The following is a 17,831-nucleotide window of genomic DNA, read 5'->3' as shown; positions in this document are numbered from 1 at the left end:
TGCCGGTGGCGGCGGTCGGTGGTCCGACCGCCGCCGCAGCGCATTCTCACACCGGGGCAGCCGGCAGGTCCCGGCGCCGCCGCAGCGGCCCGGCCAGCAGGATGAGCGGGGTCAGCGCGAGCCAGGCGGTCATCGCCCGGATCGCCCCGGCCGGCCCCCACGCGGCGCCCAGCGCCCCGGCCAGCAGGGCGGCGAGCGGGATGGTGCCGTAGTTCAGCAGGTGCATGCTCACGGTCACGCGCCCGAGCAGCCGGTGCGGCGTGTACGTCTGCCGGAAGCTCGCCTTCACCACGTTGCCCACCGCGACGCCGAGGCTGACCAGCGCGCCGCCGAGCACCAGCCAGGCCACCCGGCCGCCCGGGCCGGCCAGCGGGATGAGCAGCGCCGGCGGGCCGGCGAGCGCGCCCGCGACGAGCAGGGCACGGGCCGAGCCGAGCCGCCGGGCGAGCCCGGCGGCCAGGGCGGCGCCGATGAGCCCGCCGACGCTGGCCAGTCCGATGAGGAGCCCGACCAGCCCGGCCGGCAGGCCGGCGGAGCGGACCAGGAAGACCACCAGCAGCGCCTGGTAGCCGGTGAGCCCGATGTTGCTGGCCGCGCCGAAGACCGTGAGCACCCGCAGGTACGGGTCCCGGACCACGAAGCGCAGCCCGTCGGCGACCTCCCGGCGGAGTGAGGGCGACCCGGCGGGGCGACCCGGCCGGGGCTCGACGGCCCGGATGCGGCTCAGGCACGCGGCGGAGACCAGGAAGCTCACCGCGTCGAGCAGGACCGCGGTGACCGCACCGGCCAGCTGGGCGATCAGGCCGGCCAGGCCGGGCCCGACGAGGTAACTGGCGGTCTGCGTGGCGTGCAGCTTGGCGTTGCCCTCCGGCACCTGTTCGGGCCGTAGCAGGGTGGGCAGGTAGACCTGGTCGGCGGTCTCGAAGAACACCCGGGCCAGGCCGGCGCCGAGGGCGACGACCAGGAGCTGACCGACCGTGAGCAGGTCGAGCAGGGCGGCCACCGGGACGGTGGCGAACAGCGCCGCCGAGACCAGGTCCGCGGCGATCATCACGGGGCGCCGGCGGGCCCGGTCGACCCACGCTCCGGCGGGCAGGCCGGCCAGCAGCCAGGGCAGCCAGGCCGCGGCGGTGAGCACCGCCACCTGGAACGTGGTCGCGTCGAGCACGGCCACCGCGACCAGGGGCAGCGCCACGGCGGTCACGTTGCTGCCGACGGCGCTGACCGTCTGCCCGGCCCAGAGCAGCCGGAAGTCCCGGTGCCGGAGCAGTCCCCCGGGCGGCCGGGACGCGGTGGCCGGGTCGGCGGTGCGGACCGGGGCGGTCACTGTGCCAAGGTTCGTTCGCGACTGCGGGGCTCGCAAACCCGGCTCACTCCCCGCGCTCACGGCTGGCCCGGAACGCCGTGCGCGAACAGGAAGACCGGCTCGCGTCGCTGTCCGTCGTCGGGGGCGGGACGGTCGGCCCAGCGGGCGAAGAGGTCGGTGACCTCACGGCTGAGCTGGGCCAGCTCAGCCGGGGTCAGGTGCAGCCACTTGTCGGTGCTGAACGGGCCGTCCCCCCAGGCGGCGTGGGCCTCGTCGGGGGCGGCGTGCCAGGCCCGGACCAGGGCGACGTGCCGGTCCAGGTTCAGCGAGCTGGCCGCGTCGGCCACCGCCCGGGCGGCGGGGTCGGCGTCGAAGTCGGTGTTGGACCAGCGCACCGCCGGGTCCCGCAGTCGCCACCAGCGCTCCCGGCGGTCCCGGGCCAGTTCGGGCGCCTCCAGCACCAGGTCGGCGGCGGCCAGCACCTTGAGGTGGTGGCTGACGTTGGCCGGGGCCTGGCCGGTGCGCTCGGCGAGCAGGCCGACGGGGCACGGCCCGTACACCTTGAGGACGTCCATGAGGCGGCGGCGCAGCGGATGGGCGAGCGCGGCCAGGACGCGGGAGTCGGTGACGTGCCGGACGGTGGGCTTCTCCATGGGGAGAGCCTGACATCCGCAAGACGTGTTGCGCAATACTTGTTGCCGGCTTTCCCGTCGTCTCGGGCCCGGGCCGCGGCGCGGCACTCGCCGCGGGACCGGGCCCGGTCAGGCGGTCAGTCGCCGGGACAACTCGTCGGCCACGTCCCGGGCGATCTGCGGCGGGATCGCCTCGGCGATCTTCTCCGGCGGCAGTCCGGCGAGCACCCCGGTGACGATCTGCTGCTCGTCCGTGAAGTCCCTGCCGGACAGCGCGGTCACCTGCGCGACGAGCGCCGGCCAGGCCCGCGCCATGTCCAACATCTGCTGCAGCGGCGAGTTCGCCGGGGGCGGGCCGACCACTCCGGTGGTGGTGCCCGGCGAGTAGAGCCAGTTGCGCAGGTTCGCCAGGTCGGCCAGGACGTCGCCGACGGTCCGGGTGGGGGATCCGGTGTTCTTGATGAGCTTGTCGGTCTGTTCCATGTCGGTCTCCGGTTTCGGTGGGGCGATCAGGCCGATCGCGGTGAGGTAGCGACGGAACAGCGGGGTCTGGTCCCGGCCCGCCTTGGTGGAGTCACGGAAGAAGCTGAAGTGGGTGTGGAACAGGTGGCTGCTGTCCCCGCTGGTGCGCTTGCCCAACCGGTCCCAGCGCCGCACCGTCGTGCCGTCCGGGGAGTAGATGATCTCCCGGATGTCCCTGGCGTCCCCGGCGCCCGCGGCGCACTGCGACACGCACCAGGTCGAGAAGGTGCGCAGGTTGTGGGTGACGCCGCCGGAGGAGACGGAGAACAGTCCGACGTCCAGCGCGGACGCGTGCAGGGTCAGCCCCGAGGAGTCCCGGGTGGACTCCACCACCGAGTAGTCGTTGGGCACCACGCGGTCGGATCCGCAGTGGTAACCGCCCCTGTGGTTGGGGTCGCCGACGATGCCGACCTCGGCCGGCTCCAGGTCCTGACTCCGTACGGTGTCCTTGTCGACGTTGAGGTAGGTGAGCAACAGGTTGCGGACGGCCAACAGGTTCGCCGGAGCCGACGTCATGGGATCTCCCCTCCGGATCGGTTGCCGACGGGGCACGACAATCACCACGCGTGAAGGCGCCTGATCCGGGGACGCACCCCGCCGGATAGCTGCACGGCACCGGGCACTTGCCCCGAGGATATCCACGCGGGGAAGTGAATTCCCAGCTCAGAGCACTATCTGGAACTATGGGGCGGCGGTGGACGGCGCCGGGACGACGGGCAGCACCAGAGCCGAAGGATGCTCGGGATCGTGCAGGATCTCGCGCCACCCAGCACGAAGAGTGACGGCGGTGCCGAGCGGCTCGCCGGTGCCCGGGTTCCGCGCGTAGCGCGGGTGGGCACCGCCGGAGACCTGCACGCGGAGCCGGTGCCCGGGCGCGAAGCGGTGCGCGGCCGGCCAGAGGGTGACCGGCACCCGGACCACACCGGACGGATCGCGCGGGAAGCGCCCGGGGGCGACCCGGACCAGGCCGTCGCAGACGTTCCAGGACCGCCCGCGCCGGTCGACGTCGCAGAGCCGCACGAAGACGTCCAGGTAGGACAGCTCGCTGCGGACGTGTATCTCCGCGCGTACCGGGCCGACCACCTCGACCGCCCCGGCCAGCGGCGCGCTGGTGTACGTGAGCACGTCCGGCCGGGCCTCCACCGGCCGGTTGTCCACGGCGCCGGCCCGCTGGGCGACCAGCAGCGGGCCGCCGAGCGACGGCGTGGGGTCGGCCGGGTCGTAGCGGAAACGGTCGGGCGCGGAGCCGGCCGGCGGCGCGGGGGCGAGCGCCCGGCCGGCGTGCAGGTGCCAGCGGGCCGGCTCGGCCGGCGGGGGCCAGTCGGGCAGGTCACGCCAGCCGCCGCCGGCGCCGCCGACGTGCACCCGGACCGGCGCGCGCCCCGGCGCCGGGCGCCCGGCCAGGTGCGTGTCGAGCCAGTCGAGCCCCTCGCGCAGGGCCGCCACGAGCAGCCCGGGGCTGCCGTGGGTCCACGGACCGACGGTCAGCCGGGGGCGGGCGCCGGTCGCCCGGAGCCGGACGTAGTCGTCGAGCTGGGCGGGGAGGAAGATGTCCTGCCAGCCGCTGACCATCGCCACCGGCGCGCGGACCTCGGCGATCCGGTCGCCGAAGATCCGGGTCCGCCAGTAGTCGGCGTCCGGGGTGTGGTGGCGCAGCCACTCCTGGAAGAACGGCACGGTCACCCCGGTGGCGACCTCGTCCGCCTCGACCAGCGGCAGGTGGGCCAGCGCCCGGGTGAGCCGGGGCTGCCCGCGCTTGAGCTCCCACTGCCGGGCCAGCCAGGGCACGGTCTGCGCCTGGAGCAGCTCCGCCCAGGTGAGCACCGTGTCCAGGGCGAACGACTCCCCCGCGTACGTCGAGTCCCGGGTGGCCGACGCGGTGACCACGGCGACCATGGCGCGCAGCTCGTCGGCGGCCTCGGCGGCGACCGCCCACTGGACGAACCCCTGGTAGCTGGCGCCGAACATGCCGAACGCGCCGGTCCACCAGGGCTGCCGGCGCAGCCAGTCGAGGGTGTCCAGGCCGTCGTCGCGCTCGTGCACGAGCGGGGCGAACTCGCCGCCGGAGCCGTACGTGCCCCGGCAGGACTGGATGACCACGTGGTAGCCGCGCTCGGCGAGGAGGCGGCCGAGCACCCGGACCGGACCGCCCCGCCCGTACGGGGTGCGGATCAGCACACAGGGCGCCCCGGGCAGGTCCGGGGCGTAGTGGTCGGTGCGCAGGGTCACCCCGTCGCGGACCCGGACCGGGAGGTGCCGGGTGACCGTGATGCGCCGGGTCCGGGCGGCGGGCAGCCGCAGCGCCGCCGCGGCGAGCCGGGTGACCAGCGGCTGCACGCTCAGTCCGCGGCGCGTTCCGTCGCGCCGCGGCGCGGCTCGCCCCGGGCGGCGCGCACGGCGTCGCGGTGCTCGCGCATCGAGACCACCATCTCGGCCATGAACCGGTGCACGACGGCCAGCTCGTCGTCGCTGAACCGGCCCATCACGTCGTCGGTGCGCCGGCCGAGGGGGCCGAAGAAGTCGCGGGCCAGGGTGGCGCCCCGGTCGGCGTAGTGCAGGAACACCTTGCGCCGGTCGGCGGTGTCCCGGTCGCGCCGGATGTGCCCGCCCCGTTCGAGGCGGTCGACGAGCGCGGTCACCGAGCCGGAGGAGAGGTTGAGCACCTCCCCCAGCCGCCCGGGGGTGATCGGGTCACCGACCAGTTCGGCGTCCATCACCGCGATGAGCGCGTGCAGGTCGGTGGCGTTGAGCCCGTGCAGGCCGGCGAACGCGTGCCCGACGTGCTGCGCCTCCGTCGAGTAGCGGCGCAGGTCGTTGGTGATGTCCGCGACCATCTGCCCGCGCCGGTCGTCCCGCCGCCGGTACATGCCCTGCGCTCCCACGTCTCGCCGCCACCCCCCGTCCGAACCGTCCGGTTGCAGCATAGAGCCTCTGCCGATAATCTCGCTTATCAAGATACTTGTTTTGCGAGACTCATCATCGACACGATTTCGCGAGGCTTCCCGATGTCACTGTTCACCCGCGTCGCCCGGGGCCGGCTGGCCGCCTGGCTCACCGTGGTAGCCGCACTCGTCGTCGGCGCGGTCGTCTTCGGCCTACCCCGGCCCGACAACCCCGCTCCCGTCTCCGCCACCGGCCTGTCCGTGCAGTGGCAGTCGACGCAGGTCGAACGCCTCCAGGACCAGCTCCCCGACAGCGACGTGCAGCCCGCCGTCGTGGTGGTCAGCCGCGCCGACCGGGCCCCGCTGGCCGAACCCGACCGGGCCGCCCTCGACGGCGTGTCCGCCGCGCTGGGCCGGCTCGCCGCCGGCGGCCGGGTCGCGCCGGCCCAGTTCTCCCCCGACGGCACGGTGGCGCTTGTCGCCGTGCCGCTGTCCACCGCCGGCGGCCAGGAGGCCGTCGTGGACGAGGTGGCCGGCCTCCGCGCGGCGCTGGCCGACCTGCCCGACGCGCTGACCGTCGAGGTGACCGGCGCGCCCGCGTTCACCGCCGACCTCACCAAGGTCTTCGACGGCGCGGACATCACCCTGCTCGCGGTCACCGCCGGCGTCGTGGCGCTGCTGCTGCTCATCACCTACCGCAGCCCGTTCCTGTGGATCGTGCCGCTTCTGGTGGTCGCCGCGGCCGAGCAGCTCACCCTGCGCGCCGTCGACACGATCGTGCCCGCGCTCGGCATCCACCTCCAGGAGGGCCAGGTCACCGGCATCGCCAGCGTGCTGGTCTTCGGCGCCGCGACCGACTACGCGCTGCTGCTGATCGCCCGCTACCGGGAGGAGCTGCGCCGCGAGGAGAACCGGTTCGCCGCCATGCGGGCCGCGCTGCGCCGGACCGCCGAGCCGATCCTCGCCAGCGGCGGCACCGTGGTGCTCGGCGTGCTCACCCTGCTGCTGTCCGAGCAGGAGACCAACCGGGCGCTCGCGGTGGCCTGCGCCACCGGCGTCGTCCTCGCCATGGCGTCCGCGCTCTTCGTGCTCCCGGCCGTCCTGGTGCTCTTCGGCCGAGGGCTGTTCTGGCCGTTCGTGCCGCGGGTCGGTGCCGCGGCGCGGGAGGGCCGCCTCTGGGGCCGGCTCGGCGCCGCCGTCGAACGCCGGCCGCTGCCGGTCGCGGTCCTGGCCACCCTGCTCCTCGCCGCCCTCGCCCTGGGCGGCCTGGGCATCCGCACCGGCCTGTCGGAGACCGAGCAGTTCCGGGTGAAGCCCGAGGCGGTGGCCGGCGCGGAGACCCTGGCCCGCGCCTTCCCCGCCGGCACCACCCAGCCGGTCGCCGTGCTCACCAACCCGGGCGCGGCCCCGGCGGTGCTGGCCGCCGCCGGCGCGGTCGACGGGGTCGCCTCCGCCCGCCCCGGCGCGGCCGGCGACCGGGTCGCCCAGGTCGACGTGGTGCTGGCGGCCGAGCCGGGCACCGCCGCCTCGGACCGCGCCGTCGAGGCGCTGCGCGACGCCGTCGCCGCCGTGCCGGACTCCGCGCCGCCCGCGGTCGCCGGCGCCGACGCCGCCGAGGGCGCGCTGGTCGGCGGCACGGTGGCCGCCACCTACGACTCGGACCGGGCGAACACGAAGGACCTGTGGCTGATCTTGCCGATCATCCTGCTGCTGGTCGGGGCGGTGCTGGTCCTGCTGCTGCGGGGCCTGCTGGCCCCTGTGCTGCTGGTGCTGACGGTCATCGCCTCGTTCTTCGCCAGCCTCGGCGCGGCCTGGCTGCTCTTCGACCACGTGCTGGACTTCCCGGCGCTGGACAGCGGGGTGTTGCTGCTCGCCTTCGTGTTCCTGGTGGCGCTCGGCGTGGACTACAACATCTTCCTGGTCACCCGGGCCAGGGAGGACGCCCGCCGGCTCGGCACCCGGGACGGGATGCTGTCCGCGCTGCGGGTCACCGGCGGGGTCATCACCAGCGCGGGCGTGCTGCTCGCGGCCGTCTTCGCCGTGCTCGGCGTGCTGCCGCTGATCACCCTCACCCAGATCGGGATCATCGTCTGCGTCGGCGTCCTGCTGGACACGCTGCTGGTCCGCACGGTGCTGGTGCCGGCGCTGGCGTTCCTGCTCGGCGACCGGTTCTGGTGGCCGGGGCGGATCGCCCGTGAACCCGACGCCACGGCGGAGACGTCGCCGGCACCCGTCGCGCCGGCCGGCGCGCGGGACTGAGACGGGCGGGGCCCCGGCGGTCGTCCGCCGGGGCCCCGCACTCGTCGGCTCAGTAGCTGAGGCAGACGCACTCGGTCATCAGCGCCCGCACGTTGCGCACGTACTGCGGGTTCGGGATGGCCAGGGGCTCGCCCTCCCGCGCCACCGCGCCGTGCCCGTAGTTGTACGCCGCGATCACGGCGTTGAGCAGGCAGGAGTTCAGCTCCGAGGTGCAGAGCGCGGCGTCCAGCCGGTAGTCCGACTCGAAGTACATGTCGCCGATGTACTTGGTGAGCCAGGCCAGGTAGGTGCCGCCCAGGTAGGCGTTGTCCTGGTAGTCGTCGATGTCGTACGACTGGCCGAACCGCTGGTTCATCCAGTCCGCGGTGGCGGGCATGACCTGCATGAGCCCGATGCCGCCGTCGCAGGCCACGATGTTCGACTGCCAGCCGCTCTCCTGCCAGGCGGTCGCCTTCATGAGGGTCAGCGGGATCTTGATGTCGGGTGCGGAGGTCGGCCAGTAGGTCCGCGCCGCGGCGTCGGACAGCGCCGACTTCACCTGGCTGCGGGTCGCCTGGGTGCCGCGGTAGCTGGGCGTGCAGCCGCTCGGAGCCGGCTTCGGCGGGGGCGGCGGCACCTGCGTCTCGGTGGGCGGCTTCGGCGTGGCGAGCGGCGCCGTGGTGGTGCGGGTCGGCTTGGGCTTCGGCTTCGGCGACGCGCTCGCGCTCGGCTTGGCGCCGGGCTTCGCGCCCATGGCCGCGACCGCCGGAGGCTCGTCGCTGGGCAGGTCGGCGGGGCCGTCCGCGGGCGCCTCGACGGGCACCTCGCCGGTCGCCTCCACCGCCACCTCGCGGGTCGGCTCCTCGGTGCCGCACCCGGTGACCGCGCCCGCCGCCAGCAGCGCGGCGACCGCCGCCGTGGCCCAGCGGCCCACTCCTCGACGCATCTGACCTCCCCCGTGGTCGTCCGCCGCACCCTAGCAGGGACCGACGGGGCCGCGGGGTACCCGCGAAGCCGCCCCGGAGGCCCGCGGCCGCGGCGGTCCGTCCCCTGTGGCCGGTCCACCCGGGCCCGGCGGGTCGTCGCCGCCCACCGCGTGGTCCCGGGTGGCCCAGGCGACCACGAACACAGTGACCCAGGCCGCACCGAGCAGCACCGACGTGGCGGTGCCGCTGGCCGTGCTCCAGCCCAGGTAGAGCCGCGCGCCGGTGACGGCGACCACGCCGGCCAGCGCGCCCGTCCAGACCGCCACCGCCACCGGCCAGCGGGCGCCCCGGGACAGCAGCCACGCGAGGGTGCCGAAGCTCGCCGTGACCACCGCGTTCTGGGTGGGCAGCAGGTCCGGGGCCCCGTCCGGGCCGCCCGGCCCGGTCAGGCCGGCGACCGCCACCAGCACCACGAGCGGCACGAACGCCCCCACGGTGCCGAGCACGCTGAGCAGGTCGGTCCGCCAGGGCCGGTTCCGCCAGGCCACCACCGCCGCCACCAGGGCCACCGCGGCGATCAGCACCCAGCCGCGCAGCACCGAGACCGCGGCCAGCGCCGGGTCGACCACCCCGGGGGTACGCCGGGCGGCGAACCAGTCCGCGACCAGCCCGTCGACCACGCCGAGCCCGCTGTGCCGGACCACCGCCTCCAGCACCGCCGCGACGGCCAGCCCGGCGGCGAAGAGCAGCAGCAGGCCGGCCCCGAGGTTGATCAGCAGCGTGCCGGCCGGCCCGAACCGCATGGCGACCAGGAAGAACAGCACTCCGTAGCGGGCGCGCAGCCAGCGCAGCGGAGGCAGGGCGGCGGCCCGGGCGGCCAGCGCCCGCACCGGGTCCGGGTTGCGGCCCAGCCAGCGGCCGGCCAGCACCACCCCGACCAGGCAGACCAGCAGCACGAGCACCGCACCGGTGGCCCGGCCCAGGAGCTTGGACACCCGCTCGTACGACTCGCCGGCGGCGTAGCCGGCCAGCACGGAGGCGCCCACCCAGCTCGCCACCCCGGCCGCGTTCCACGGAGCGAACCGCCGGTAGGGCAGCCCGGCCGCCCCGGCCAGGCGGGGCGCCAAGGTGCGGGCGAAGGCCACCCAGCGGGCGGCCAGCACGCCCCGGCCGCCGAGCCGGTCGAGCAGCGAGTCGGCGCGCCGCCACCGGTGCGGCCCGATCCGGGCACCGAGGCCGGAGGCACGCAGTTTCGGCCCGTACCGCCGGCCGGCCCGGTAGGCGAGTGTGTCTCCGATCACGGCGGCCGCCGTCATGGCCAGCAGCGCCGGAATAATCCGCAGCGTCCCCGCGTAGGCTAAGAAGCCGACCAGCAACAGGGTCGCCTCGCCCGGCACCAGCAGTCCGAAGATCACCGCGGTCTCGCCCGCGACGATCGTCGCGGCGACCAGGTAGATCAGCAGGGGCGGCAGCCCCTGCAGCCAGTTCAGCAGGTCAGGCATCCGGTCCCCCGCACGGGAGCCAGCATGCCAGTCGCTGGAACGGTCGGGACAGCACTTTCCGCAGAGATCCGGGCGATCTCGGGGTGACCCCCGAGGCGTGCCCCGGCAACCGCAGACAGGAGTATGGAGGGTATGCAGCTACGCACCGACCTCCGCAACGTCGCCATCATCGCCCACGTCGACCACGGCAAGACGACCCTGGTCGACGCCATGTTGCGGCAGGCCGGCGCCTACGGCGCCCGTGGTGAGACCACCGAGCGGGTCATGGACTCGATGGACCTCGAGCGGGAAAAGGGCATCACCATCCTCGCCAAGAACACCGGCGTGCGGTACCTGCCGGCGGACGGCTCCGACCCGGTCACCATCAACATCATCGACACCCCCGGCCACGCCGACTTCGGTGGTGAGGTCGAGCGCGGCCTGACCATGGTCGACGGGGTGGTGCTGCTGGTCGACGCCAGCGAGGGACCGCTGCCGCAGACCCGCTTCGTGCTCCGCAAGGCCCTCAAGGCCCGGATGCCGATCATCCTGGTGATCAACAAGGTGGACCGGCCGGACGCCCGGATCAAGGAGGTCGTGGACGACACCTACGAGCTCTTCCTCGACCTGGACGCCGACGAGGAGCAGATCGACTTCCCGATCGTCTACGCCTGCGCCCGTGACGGCATCGCCTCGCTGACCCAGCCCGCCGACGGCTCGGTGCCCGACGACAGCCACAGCCTGGAGCCGCTGTTCCGCACCCTGCTGGACACCATCCCGGCCCCCGCGTACGACGAGGACGCGCCGCTGCAGGCGCACGTCACGAACCTCGACGCCTCGCCGTTCCTCGGCCGCCTCGCGCTGTGCCGGGTCCGGCAGGGCACCATCCGCAAGGGCGAAACGGTCGCCTGGTGCCGCACCGACGGCAGCACCCAGCGGGTCCGCATCTCCGAGCTGCTGATGACCGAGGGCCTGGAGCGCAAGCCGGCCGACTCGGCGGGCCCCGGCGACATCATCGCGGTCGCCGGCATCCCGGAGATCATGATCGGCGAGACCCTGGCCGACGCGGAAAACCCCCTGCCGCTGCCGCTGATCACTGTCGACGAGCCGGCCATCTCGATGACCATCGGCACCAACACCTCGCCGCTGGTCGGCCGGGTCAAGGGCGCCAAGGTCACCGCGCGGATGGTCAAGGACCGGCTCGACAAGGAGCTGGTCGGCAACGTCTCGCTGCGGGTGCTGCCCACCGAGCGGCCGGACGCCTGGGAGGTGCAGGGCCGCGGCGAGCTGGCCCTGGCCATCCTGGTGGAGCAGATGCGCCGCGAGTCCTACGAGCTGACCGTCGGCAAGCCGCAGGTGGTCACCAAGGAGATCGACGGGAAGACCTGCGAGCCGGTCGAGCGACTGACCATCGACGCCCCGGAGGAGTACCTGGGCGCGATCACCCAGCTCCTCGCCACCCGCAAGGGCCGGATGGAGCAGCTGGTCAACCACGGCACCGGCTGGATCCGGATGGAGTGGCTGGTCCCGGCGCGCGGCCTGATCGGCTTCCGCACCGAGTTCCTCACCGACACCCGCGGCACCGGCATCCTGCACCACGTCTTCGAGTCGTACGAGCCGTGGTTCGGCGAGCTGCGCACCCGCCAGAACGGCTCCCTGGTCGCCGACCGGGCCGGCGCGGTGACCTCGTTCGCCATGATCAATCTGCAGGAGCGCGGCCAGCTCTTCGTCGAGCCGACCACTGAGGTGTACGAGGGCATGATCGTCGGGGAGAACTCCCGCTCCGACGACATGGACGTCAACATCACCAAGGAGAAGAAGCTCACCAACATGCGCGCGTCGACCTCGGACGAGACCGAGAAGCTGATCCCGCCGCGCAAGCTGTCGCTGGAGCAGGCCCTCGAGTTCTGCCGCGAGGACGAGTGCGTCGAGGTGACCCCGGCCGCGGTGCGCATCCGCAAGGTGGTGCTGGACCAGACCCAGCGCGGCCGGATGGCCGCCCGCCGCAAGCACGCCGGCTGACCTGGTAACCCGTCCGGAGCCCGGGCCGCCCATCGGCGGCCCGGGCTCCGCCGTTTCCGAGGCCGTGCGGGGTCAGGGTTTGACGGCCGTCAGGGCCAGGATGTCGGGGACGGGGCCGGAGCCGGATTCCCGGACGGCGGTCAGCGTCAGGCCGGCGGCGGTGACCGCGTTGAGCAGGTCGGCCAGCGGCAGGTGCCAGGCGCCGACGCGGGCCCGCACGCCGACCGTGTTCCAGGAGCGGAAGCTGCGCTCCCGCTCGGCGTACCCGCCGTCGATGACGGCCCGGCCCGGCTCGGAACGGTCGGCGAACGCCCCGACGAAACAGGGGTGCACGCCGACGTGGACGAGCCGCCCGCCGGGCGCCAGCACCCGCGCCGCCTCCGCGATCGCCGCCGGGTAGTCCGGCATGTCCGTGTGCGCCAGTACGCAGGCCACGGCCGGCACCGCGCCGTCCGGCAGGGGCAGCGCGGTGGCGTCGGCCCGCGCCACCGGCAGCCGCGCCCCGGCATGGCGCAGCTGCCCCGCGGACAGGTCCACCCCGACCGGCCGCCACCCCAGCCGGCGCAGCTCAGCGGCGTGCGCCCCGGTGCCGCAGCACAGGTCCAGGCAGCGCCCGCGTCCCGCACCGAGCAGCTCGGCCAGCACCGACCGGACCCGCTCGCTGTAGTCGGTTGCCGTCGTCGTGACGTACTCGTCGTACCAGTCGGCGATGGCGTCGTACGCGGCGGTCGTCATCCCCGCACGCTAGACCCGGCACCGGCCGGGCCGCAGCCCCGCGCGCCGCGAAGATCCGCTACGGTCACCGGCATGACGTGGGAGGATCTCGACGCGCACCTGGACAAGGTTCCCGGCACCGTCTCGGCGTACGTGGGGCGGCTGGACGCCCCGCCCACCTGGACCCGGGAGGCCGACGCCACCCACTACGCGGCCAGCACCATGAAGGTGGCCGTGCTGGTGGCGCTGCACCGCGCCGCCGAGGCCGGCCGGCTCGACCTGGACGGCCCGATCCCGGTGCGCAACGCGTTCGACTCCGCCCTGCCCGGCGCGCCCCGGTTCGCCAACGCCCAGCACTACGACAACGACGACGACGTCTGGGCGCGGGTGGGCGGCGAGGCGCCGCTGCGCTGGCTCGCCGAACGGATGATCGTCCGCTCCAGCAACCTGGCCACCAACATCTGCATCGGCCAGGTCGGGCTGCCCGCCGTGGCCGAGGCGTGGAGCCTCGCCGGTGCCCGGCACAGCGTCACCGGCCGGGGCATCGAGGACTTCGCGGCCCGCGACGCCGGCATCGACAACCTGGTCACCGCCGCCGACCTGGCCGCCCTGCTCGGCGGGCTGGCGCTCGGCGCGCGCCGGCCCGGCCCGCTCGCCTCGCCGGCCGGCTGCGCGGCCATGTTGGACACGCTGTTCGCCCAGGAGCACCGCGAGGACCTCGCCGCCGGGCTGCCCGAGGGGACCCGGATCGCGCACAAGAACGGCTGGGTACGCGGCGTCCGGCACGGCGCCGGGGTGGTCTTCCCCACCGACGCGCCGCCCTACGCCGTCGTCGTCTGCACCACCACCGACCTGGCCGACGGTGGCCCGAGCGGCGAGGAGGTCGAGGACGACGCCTGCCGCCTGATCGCGCACGTCTCCGAGCGGGTCTGGGCGGCCCGGCACGACCTGGCCGGGTGACCGTTCACTCCAGCAGGTTCGCCCGCAGCGCCGCGAGGGTCCCGTCGGTCACCCCCAGGCCGTCGCGCAGGTACGCGTCGAACGAGCCGTGCACCCGGCGCACCTCGTCGTAGGCGGCGTCCAGGTACTCCGGCCGCACCTCCAGCAGTGGCCGGGCGACGGTCGGGTCCAGGTCCGGCCGGCGGCGGGTCATGGCGGCCAGCAGCACCTCGCGCAGGCTCTCGGTCAGCTCGTTGTGCCGCAGGTAGTCGGCCCGGATCGCCGGCTCCTCCACACCGAGCGCGGTGAGCAGCACCACCGACAGCCAGCCGGTGCGGTCCTTGCCGGCCGAGCAGTGGAACAGCAGCGGCAGGCTCCCCGCGTCGGCGGCCAGCCGCACCGCCGCCCCGAACCCCGCCCGCGCCGACTCGCCGGTGACGAACCAGCGGTAGATCGCCGCCATCGCCCCCGGCATGCCCTCTCGGGCCAGCTCCTCGTACGCGTCCAGGTCGTGGCCGAGCAGCACCGCCGAGACGTAGGTGAACACCGGGTGGGCCGCGTCGTAGACCGGCAGGTGCACCAGCCGGGGCTCGCCGACCAGGCGGTCCGGCGGGGCGACCGCCTGCTCGGTGGCGTGCCGCAGGTCCACCACGCAGGCCGGGGCCAGCTTGCCCAGCACCGGCAGGTCCTCGTCGGCGAGCCGCCCGAGCGCGGCGGTGCGGATGAGCCGGCCGGCGCGTACCCGCCGGCCGTCGAAGGTCGGCATCCCGCCCAGGTCACGGGCGTTCGGCGCGCCCACCAGCTCCCAGTCCCGCCTGGTCATCGGCCCTCCCCTGATCGCCGCCAGCTCCATATAGGGTGCCCCACATGACGATCGCCGCGGTACGCACCCACCGGCTCTCGGCCCCCTTACACACCCCGTTCGTCACCGCGCTGCGCCGCACCACCACCGTGGACACCCTGGTCGTGGAGGTGGTGGACACCGACGGGCGGTCGGGTTTCGGCGAGGCCCCGCAGGTCTGGCAGGTGACCGGCGCGTCGATCGCCGGCGCCGAGGCATGCGTCCAGCAGCTGCTCGGGCCGCTGCTGACCGGGCGGGACGCCGACGACCTCCAGGCCCGCTGCGCCGAGGTACGCCGCGCGGTGGCGGGCAACGAGTCGGCCCGGGCCGCCGTCGACGTGGCCCTGCACGACCTGGCCGCGCGGCGCCTCGGCGTACCCCTGGTGCGGTTGCTCGGCGGCACCACGCTGCGCGTCCCGACGGACGTCACCCTGGCCGCCGGCGACGCGGTGGACCTCGCCGCGGCGGCCACCCGGCGCCGGGCCGAGGGCTTCACCGTGCTGAAGCTCAAGGTCGGCACCGACGCGCGGGGCGACCTGGACCGGGTCCGCGCGGTCCGCGCCGCGGTGGGGCCGGACGTGCGGATCCGGCTGGACGCCAACCAGGGCTGGACGCCGCGCGAGGCGGTGCGGGTGATCCGCGGCATCGAGGACGCCGGGCTCGACGTCGAGCTGGTCGAGCAGCCGGTGCACCGCCGGGACCTGGACGGGCTGGCCTGGGTCAGCGACCGGGTGGAGCTGCCGATCCTCGCCGACGAGTCGGTCTTCGACCTGCGCGACCTGGTCGAGGTGATCCGCCGCCGGGCGGCCGACATGGTCAACGTCAAGCTGGCCAAGTGCGGCGGCCTGCACACCGCCCGGTCGCTGCTCGACCTGGCGGCCGCGCACGGCATGGGCACGATCGTCGGCTCGATGATGGAGAGCCAGGTCGGCCTGGGCGCGGCCGCGAGCCTGGTCGCCGCCTGCGGCACCACGGCCGTGTCGGACCTCGACGCCGCCTGGTGGCTGGCCTGGTCGCCGGTCGCCGGGGGCATCCGGTACGACGGCGCCACCGTCGTGCTGCCGGACGCTCCGGGGCTCGGCATCGCGAACGTGAGTGAAGTAAAGATTCAGTCGCGCGGTTGAGTGCCGTTGGAATTTTTCATAGGGTCGCCCGAAGAGGCGCGACGTGGGGGTGGACGTGGAGCTGCAAACGGGCCGCGAGGCCGTCGTCCGGGTCCCGGTGGCGACCCTCTGGACCGCGCCCGACGCGGTCCGTCCGGTCGACCGACCCGCGCTGTCCGACACGCCTGACACCGCCGCCTGGATCGCCGGCATGGACCGCGACCAGCAGGTCGGCGACTGCGTCCTGACCCAACTGCTGCTCGGCGAGCGGGTGCTGGTCACCGAGCTCCGCGCGGACGGCTGGGCGCACGTGGTCGCCCTCGCGCAGCCCGCCGCCAAGCTCGACGTCCGCGGCTATCCCGGCTGGCTGCCCACCGCCCAGCTCACCGCCCCGGCGGAGCCCGGCCCGCCGGCCACCCCGCTCGTGGTGGACGCCGGCCACACGACGCTGCGCGCCACCCCCGACGGTCCCCCGGCCGTGACCGGCGTGGTCCTCGGCACCCTCCTCGCCCCCGCCGGGCGGCCGGTGGACGGCTGGCGGCCGGTCCTCGCGCCCGGCCGGGCCGACCCGCTCTGGGCGCCCGAGGGCGACCTGGTCCCGCTGCCGGCCGAACGGCCGGAGGCCAAGGAGGTGCTGGCCGTCGCCGAGCGGCTGCGCGACCTCGTCTACGTCTGGGGCGGGCTGTCCACCTACGGCATCGACTGCTCGGGCCTGGTGCACCTGGCCTGGCGCCGGTACGGCATCACGCTGCCCCGGGACGCCGACGACCAGGCCGAGGCCACCACTCCCCTGGCGCTCGACCAGGAACGCCCCGGCGACCTCTACTTCTTCGCCCGGCCCGGCCGGCGGATCCACCACGTCGGCATCGTCAGCACCGAGCCGCACGGCGGGACACGGCGGATGCTGCACGCCTGCTACGTGAAACGCCGGGTCGTGGAGGAGCAGCTCCCCCCGGAGCGGGAGGCCACCCTGGTCGGCGCGCACCGGATCTGACCCGCGTACGCCGAAAGGGGCGCTCCCGACCGCGGGAGCGCCCCTTTTCCGACGGGTCCGGTCAGCGGCGGGCCTCCGCCAGCTCGCGGCGCCGGTCGCGGGACGACTTGAAAAGGCTGGCCGCGGTGGCCGCGGCGAGGGTGCCCAGGATGACCGTGAGCGACAGCCAGATCGGGATGTGCGGGGCCCAGGCCACGTGCTCGCCGCCGTTGATGAACGGCAGGTTGTTGTCGGCGAGGGCCTCCAGGACCAGCTTGACCCCGATGAAGCCGAGCACCACGGCCAGGCCGTAGCTGAGGTATATCAGCCGGTCCAGCAGGCCGCCCAGCAGGAAGTAGAGCTGTCGGAGCCCCATCAGCGCGAACACGTTCGCGGTGAAGACCAGGTAGGGCTCCTGGGTGATGCCGAAGATCGCCGGGATCGAGTCGAGGGCGAAGATCAGGTCGGTGGTGCCGATCGCGATCATCACGATCAGCATCGGGGTGAACAACCGCCGGCCGTTCTCGTGGGTGGTCATCCGCGCCCCGTCGAAGGTGCGGGACAGCGGCAGCGCCTTGCGGCTCCACCGGATCAGCAGGTTCTCGCTGAACTCGTCCTCGTCCGGCTCGCCCTGGCGGGCCAGGTTGACCGCCGTGTAGATCAGGAACGCGCCGAAGATGTAGAAGACCCAGGAGAACTGGGCGATCAGCGCGGCGCCGGCGGCGATGAAACCGCCGCGCATGACCAGCGCCAGCAGGATGCCGATGAGCAGCACCTTCTGCTGGTACTGCCGGGGCACCCCGAACCGGGCCATGATGATCACGAAGACGAAGAGGTTGTCCACCGAGAGGCTGTACTCGGTGAGCCACCCGGTGTAGAACTGGCCGGCCACGCTGGGGCCTGAGGTGAGCCACAGCCCTGCCCCGAAGAGCAGGGCCAGTGCCACGTAGAAGCCGACCCACAGGCTCGACTCGCGGACGCTGGGTTCGTGGGGGCGGCGACCGATGATGAACAGGTCGACCAACAGGACCGCGGTCATCGCGACCAGGGTCCCCGCCCACACCACTCCGGACACGTTCAAATCCATCCTCCGGCAGACACACAGCGTCGGGCACACCGTACGCCGGGTGAGGGGCCGGGGTGCGTCGACGCTGACTCTGGTGACTGTCGGAGGTCTCTTCCGCCACCGACCCGGAAACGGGTCACTGACCGACGGAGCCGGGTCGTGCGACCGGGGGGCCGGCGCTCTTCC

Annotated in this window: 15 protein-coding genes; 5 read left to right on the top strand and 10 right to left on the bottom strand. The window is 74.4% G+C overall.

Annotation, left to right across the window (positions count from 1 at the left end; all coding sequences use genetic code 11):
- Positions 1 to 46: 46 nt before the first annotated feature.
- The 5 genes from NLX85_RS23500 to NLX85_RS23480 all read right to left on the bottom strand — a co-directional run bounded on the left by NLX85_RS23500 (position 47) and on the right by NLX85_RS23480 (position 5,327).
- A complete protein-coding gene (locus NLX85_RS23500; RefSeq protein WP_254338540.1) occupies positions 47 to 1,327 on the bottom strand; it encodes an MFS transporter in 1,281 nt (426 codons plus the stop codon).
- 56 nt (positions 1,328 to 1,383) lie between these two features.
- A complete protein-coding gene (locus tag NLX85_RS23495) occupies positions 1,384 to 1,959 on the bottom strand; it encodes a helix-turn-helix transcriptional regulator (RefSeq protein WP_254338538.1) in 576 nt (191 codons plus the stop codon).
- Positions 1,960 to 2,067: 108 nt separating this feature from the next.
- Entirely contained in the window at positions 2,068 to 2,976 is a 909-nt protein-coding gene (locus NLX85_RS23490) for a hypothetical protein (RefSeq protein WP_254338535.1), read from the bottom strand.
- A gap of 165 nt (positions 2,977 to 3,141) precedes the next feature.
- Positions 3,142 to 4,797, bottom strand: coding sequence for a CocE/NonD family hydrolase (locus NLX85_RS23485; protein ID WP_254338533.1), 1,656 nt, complete (start codon positions 4,795 to 4,797; stop codon positions 3,142 to 3,144).
- Between the two features lie 2 nt (positions 4,798 to 4,799).
- A complete protein-coding gene (locus NLX85_RS23480) occupies positions 4,800 to 5,327 on the bottom strand; it encodes a MarR family winged helix-turn-helix transcriptional regulator (protein WP_254338531.1) in 528 nt (175 codons plus the stop codon).
- A gap of 138 nt (positions 5,328 to 5,465) precedes the next feature.
- Between NLX85_RS23480 and NLX85_RS23475 the strand changes: the two genes are divergently transcribed.
- Complete coding sequence (locus NLX85_RS23475; RefSeq protein ID WP_254338529.1) at positions 5,466 to 7,601, top strand: MMPL family transporter; 2,136 nt, start codon at positions 5,466 to 5,468, stop codon at positions 7,599 to 7,601.
- 49 nt (positions 7,602 to 7,650) lie between these two features.
- On the opposite strand, the gene NLX85_RS23470 is transcribed toward NLX85_RS23475, so the two are convergent.
- Together NLX85_RS23470 and NLX85_RS23465 are read right to left on the bottom strand one after the other, a co-directional pair.
- Positions 7,651 to 8,526 (bottom strand): transglycosylase SLT domain-containing protein, encoded by an 876-nt coding sequence (locus NLX85_RS23470; protein ID WP_254338527.1) that lies wholly within the window; start codon positions 8,524 to 8,526, stop codon positions 7,651 to 7,653.
- A gap of 30 nt (positions 8,527 to 8,556) precedes the next feature.
- Positions 8,557 to 10,008, bottom strand: coding sequence for a DedA family protein (locus NLX85_RS23465; RefSeq protein ID WP_254338525.1), 1,452 nt, complete (start codon positions 10,006 to 10,008; stop codon positions 8,557 to 8,559).
- Between the two features lie 132 nt (positions 10,009 to 10,140).
- On the opposite strand from NLX85_RS23465, the gene typA reads away from it, so the two are divergent.
- Positions 10,141 to 12,009: a translational GTPase TypA gene (gene typA / locus NLX85_RS23460; RefSeq protein WP_254338523.1), complete on the top strand. Its 1,869-nt coding sequence runs from the start codon at positions 10,141 to 10,143 to the stop codon at positions 12,007 to 12,009.
- A gap of 72 nt (positions 12,010 to 12,081) precedes the next feature.
- On the opposite strand, the gene NLX85_RS23455 is transcribed toward typA, so the two are convergent.
- Positions 12,082 to 12,744, bottom strand: a complete 663-nt coding sequence (locus NLX85_RS23455; RefSeq protein WP_254338521.1) for a class I SAM-dependent methyltransferase — start codon at positions 12,742 to 12,744, stop codon at positions 12,082 to 12,084.
- Positions 12,745 to 12,816: 72 nt separating this feature from the next.
- Here NLX85_RS23455 and NLX85_RS23450 point away from each other — a divergent pair, with 72 nt between their 5' ends.
- Positions 12,817 to 13,683 (top strand): serine hydrolase, encoded by an 867-nt coding sequence (locus tag NLX85_RS23450; RefSeq protein WP_254338519.1) that lies wholly within the window; start codon positions 12,817 to 12,819, stop codon positions 13,681 to 13,683.
- Between the two features lie 4 nt (positions 13,684 to 13,687).
- Here NLX85_RS23450 and NLX85_RS23445 read toward each other — a convergent pair whose 3' ends face one another.
- Complete coding sequence (locus NLX85_RS23445) at positions 13,688 to 14,485, bottom strand: tyrosine-protein phosphatase (RefSeq protein ID WP_254338517.1); 798 nt, start codon at positions 14,483 to 14,485, stop codon at positions 13,688 to 13,690.
- A 44-nt stretch (positions 14,486 to 14,529) separates the two neighbouring features.
- On the opposite strand from NLX85_RS23445, the gene NLX85_RS23440 reads away from it, so the two are divergent.
- Entirely contained in the window at positions 14,530 to 15,627 is a 1,098-nt protein-coding gene (locus NLX85_RS23440) for a mandelate racemase/muconate lactonizing enzyme family protein (RefSeq protein WP_254338515.1), read from the top strand.
- Between the two features lie 55 nt (positions 15,628 to 15,682).
- The gene (locus NLX85_RS23435) at positions 15,683 to 16,600 is read left to right on the top strand and encodes an NlpC/P60 family protein (protein ID WP_254338513.1); all 918 of its coding nucleotides are present in this window, start codon (positions 15,683 to 15,685) and stop codon (positions 16,598 to 16,600) included.
- Between the two features lie 61 nt (positions 16,601 to 16,661).
- On the opposite strand, the gene NLX85_RS23430 is transcribed toward NLX85_RS23435, so the two are convergent.
- Positions 16,662 to 17,660, bottom strand: a complete 999-nt coding sequence (locus tag NLX85_RS23430; RefSeq protein ID WP_254338510.1) for a TerC family protein — start codon at positions 17,658 to 17,660, stop codon at positions 16,662 to 16,664.
- Positions 17,661 to 17,831: the final 171 nt, after the last annotated feature.

The sequence above is a fragment of the Micromonospora sp. A3M-1-15 genome, assembly GCF_024213425.1.
Lineage (GTDB): Bacteria > Actinomycetota > Actinomycetes > Mycobacteriales > Micromonosporaceae > Micromonospora > Micromonospora chersina.
Note: the sequence above shows the minus strand (reverse complement) of the source record. Positions and strands in the feature narration are given on the sequence as shown.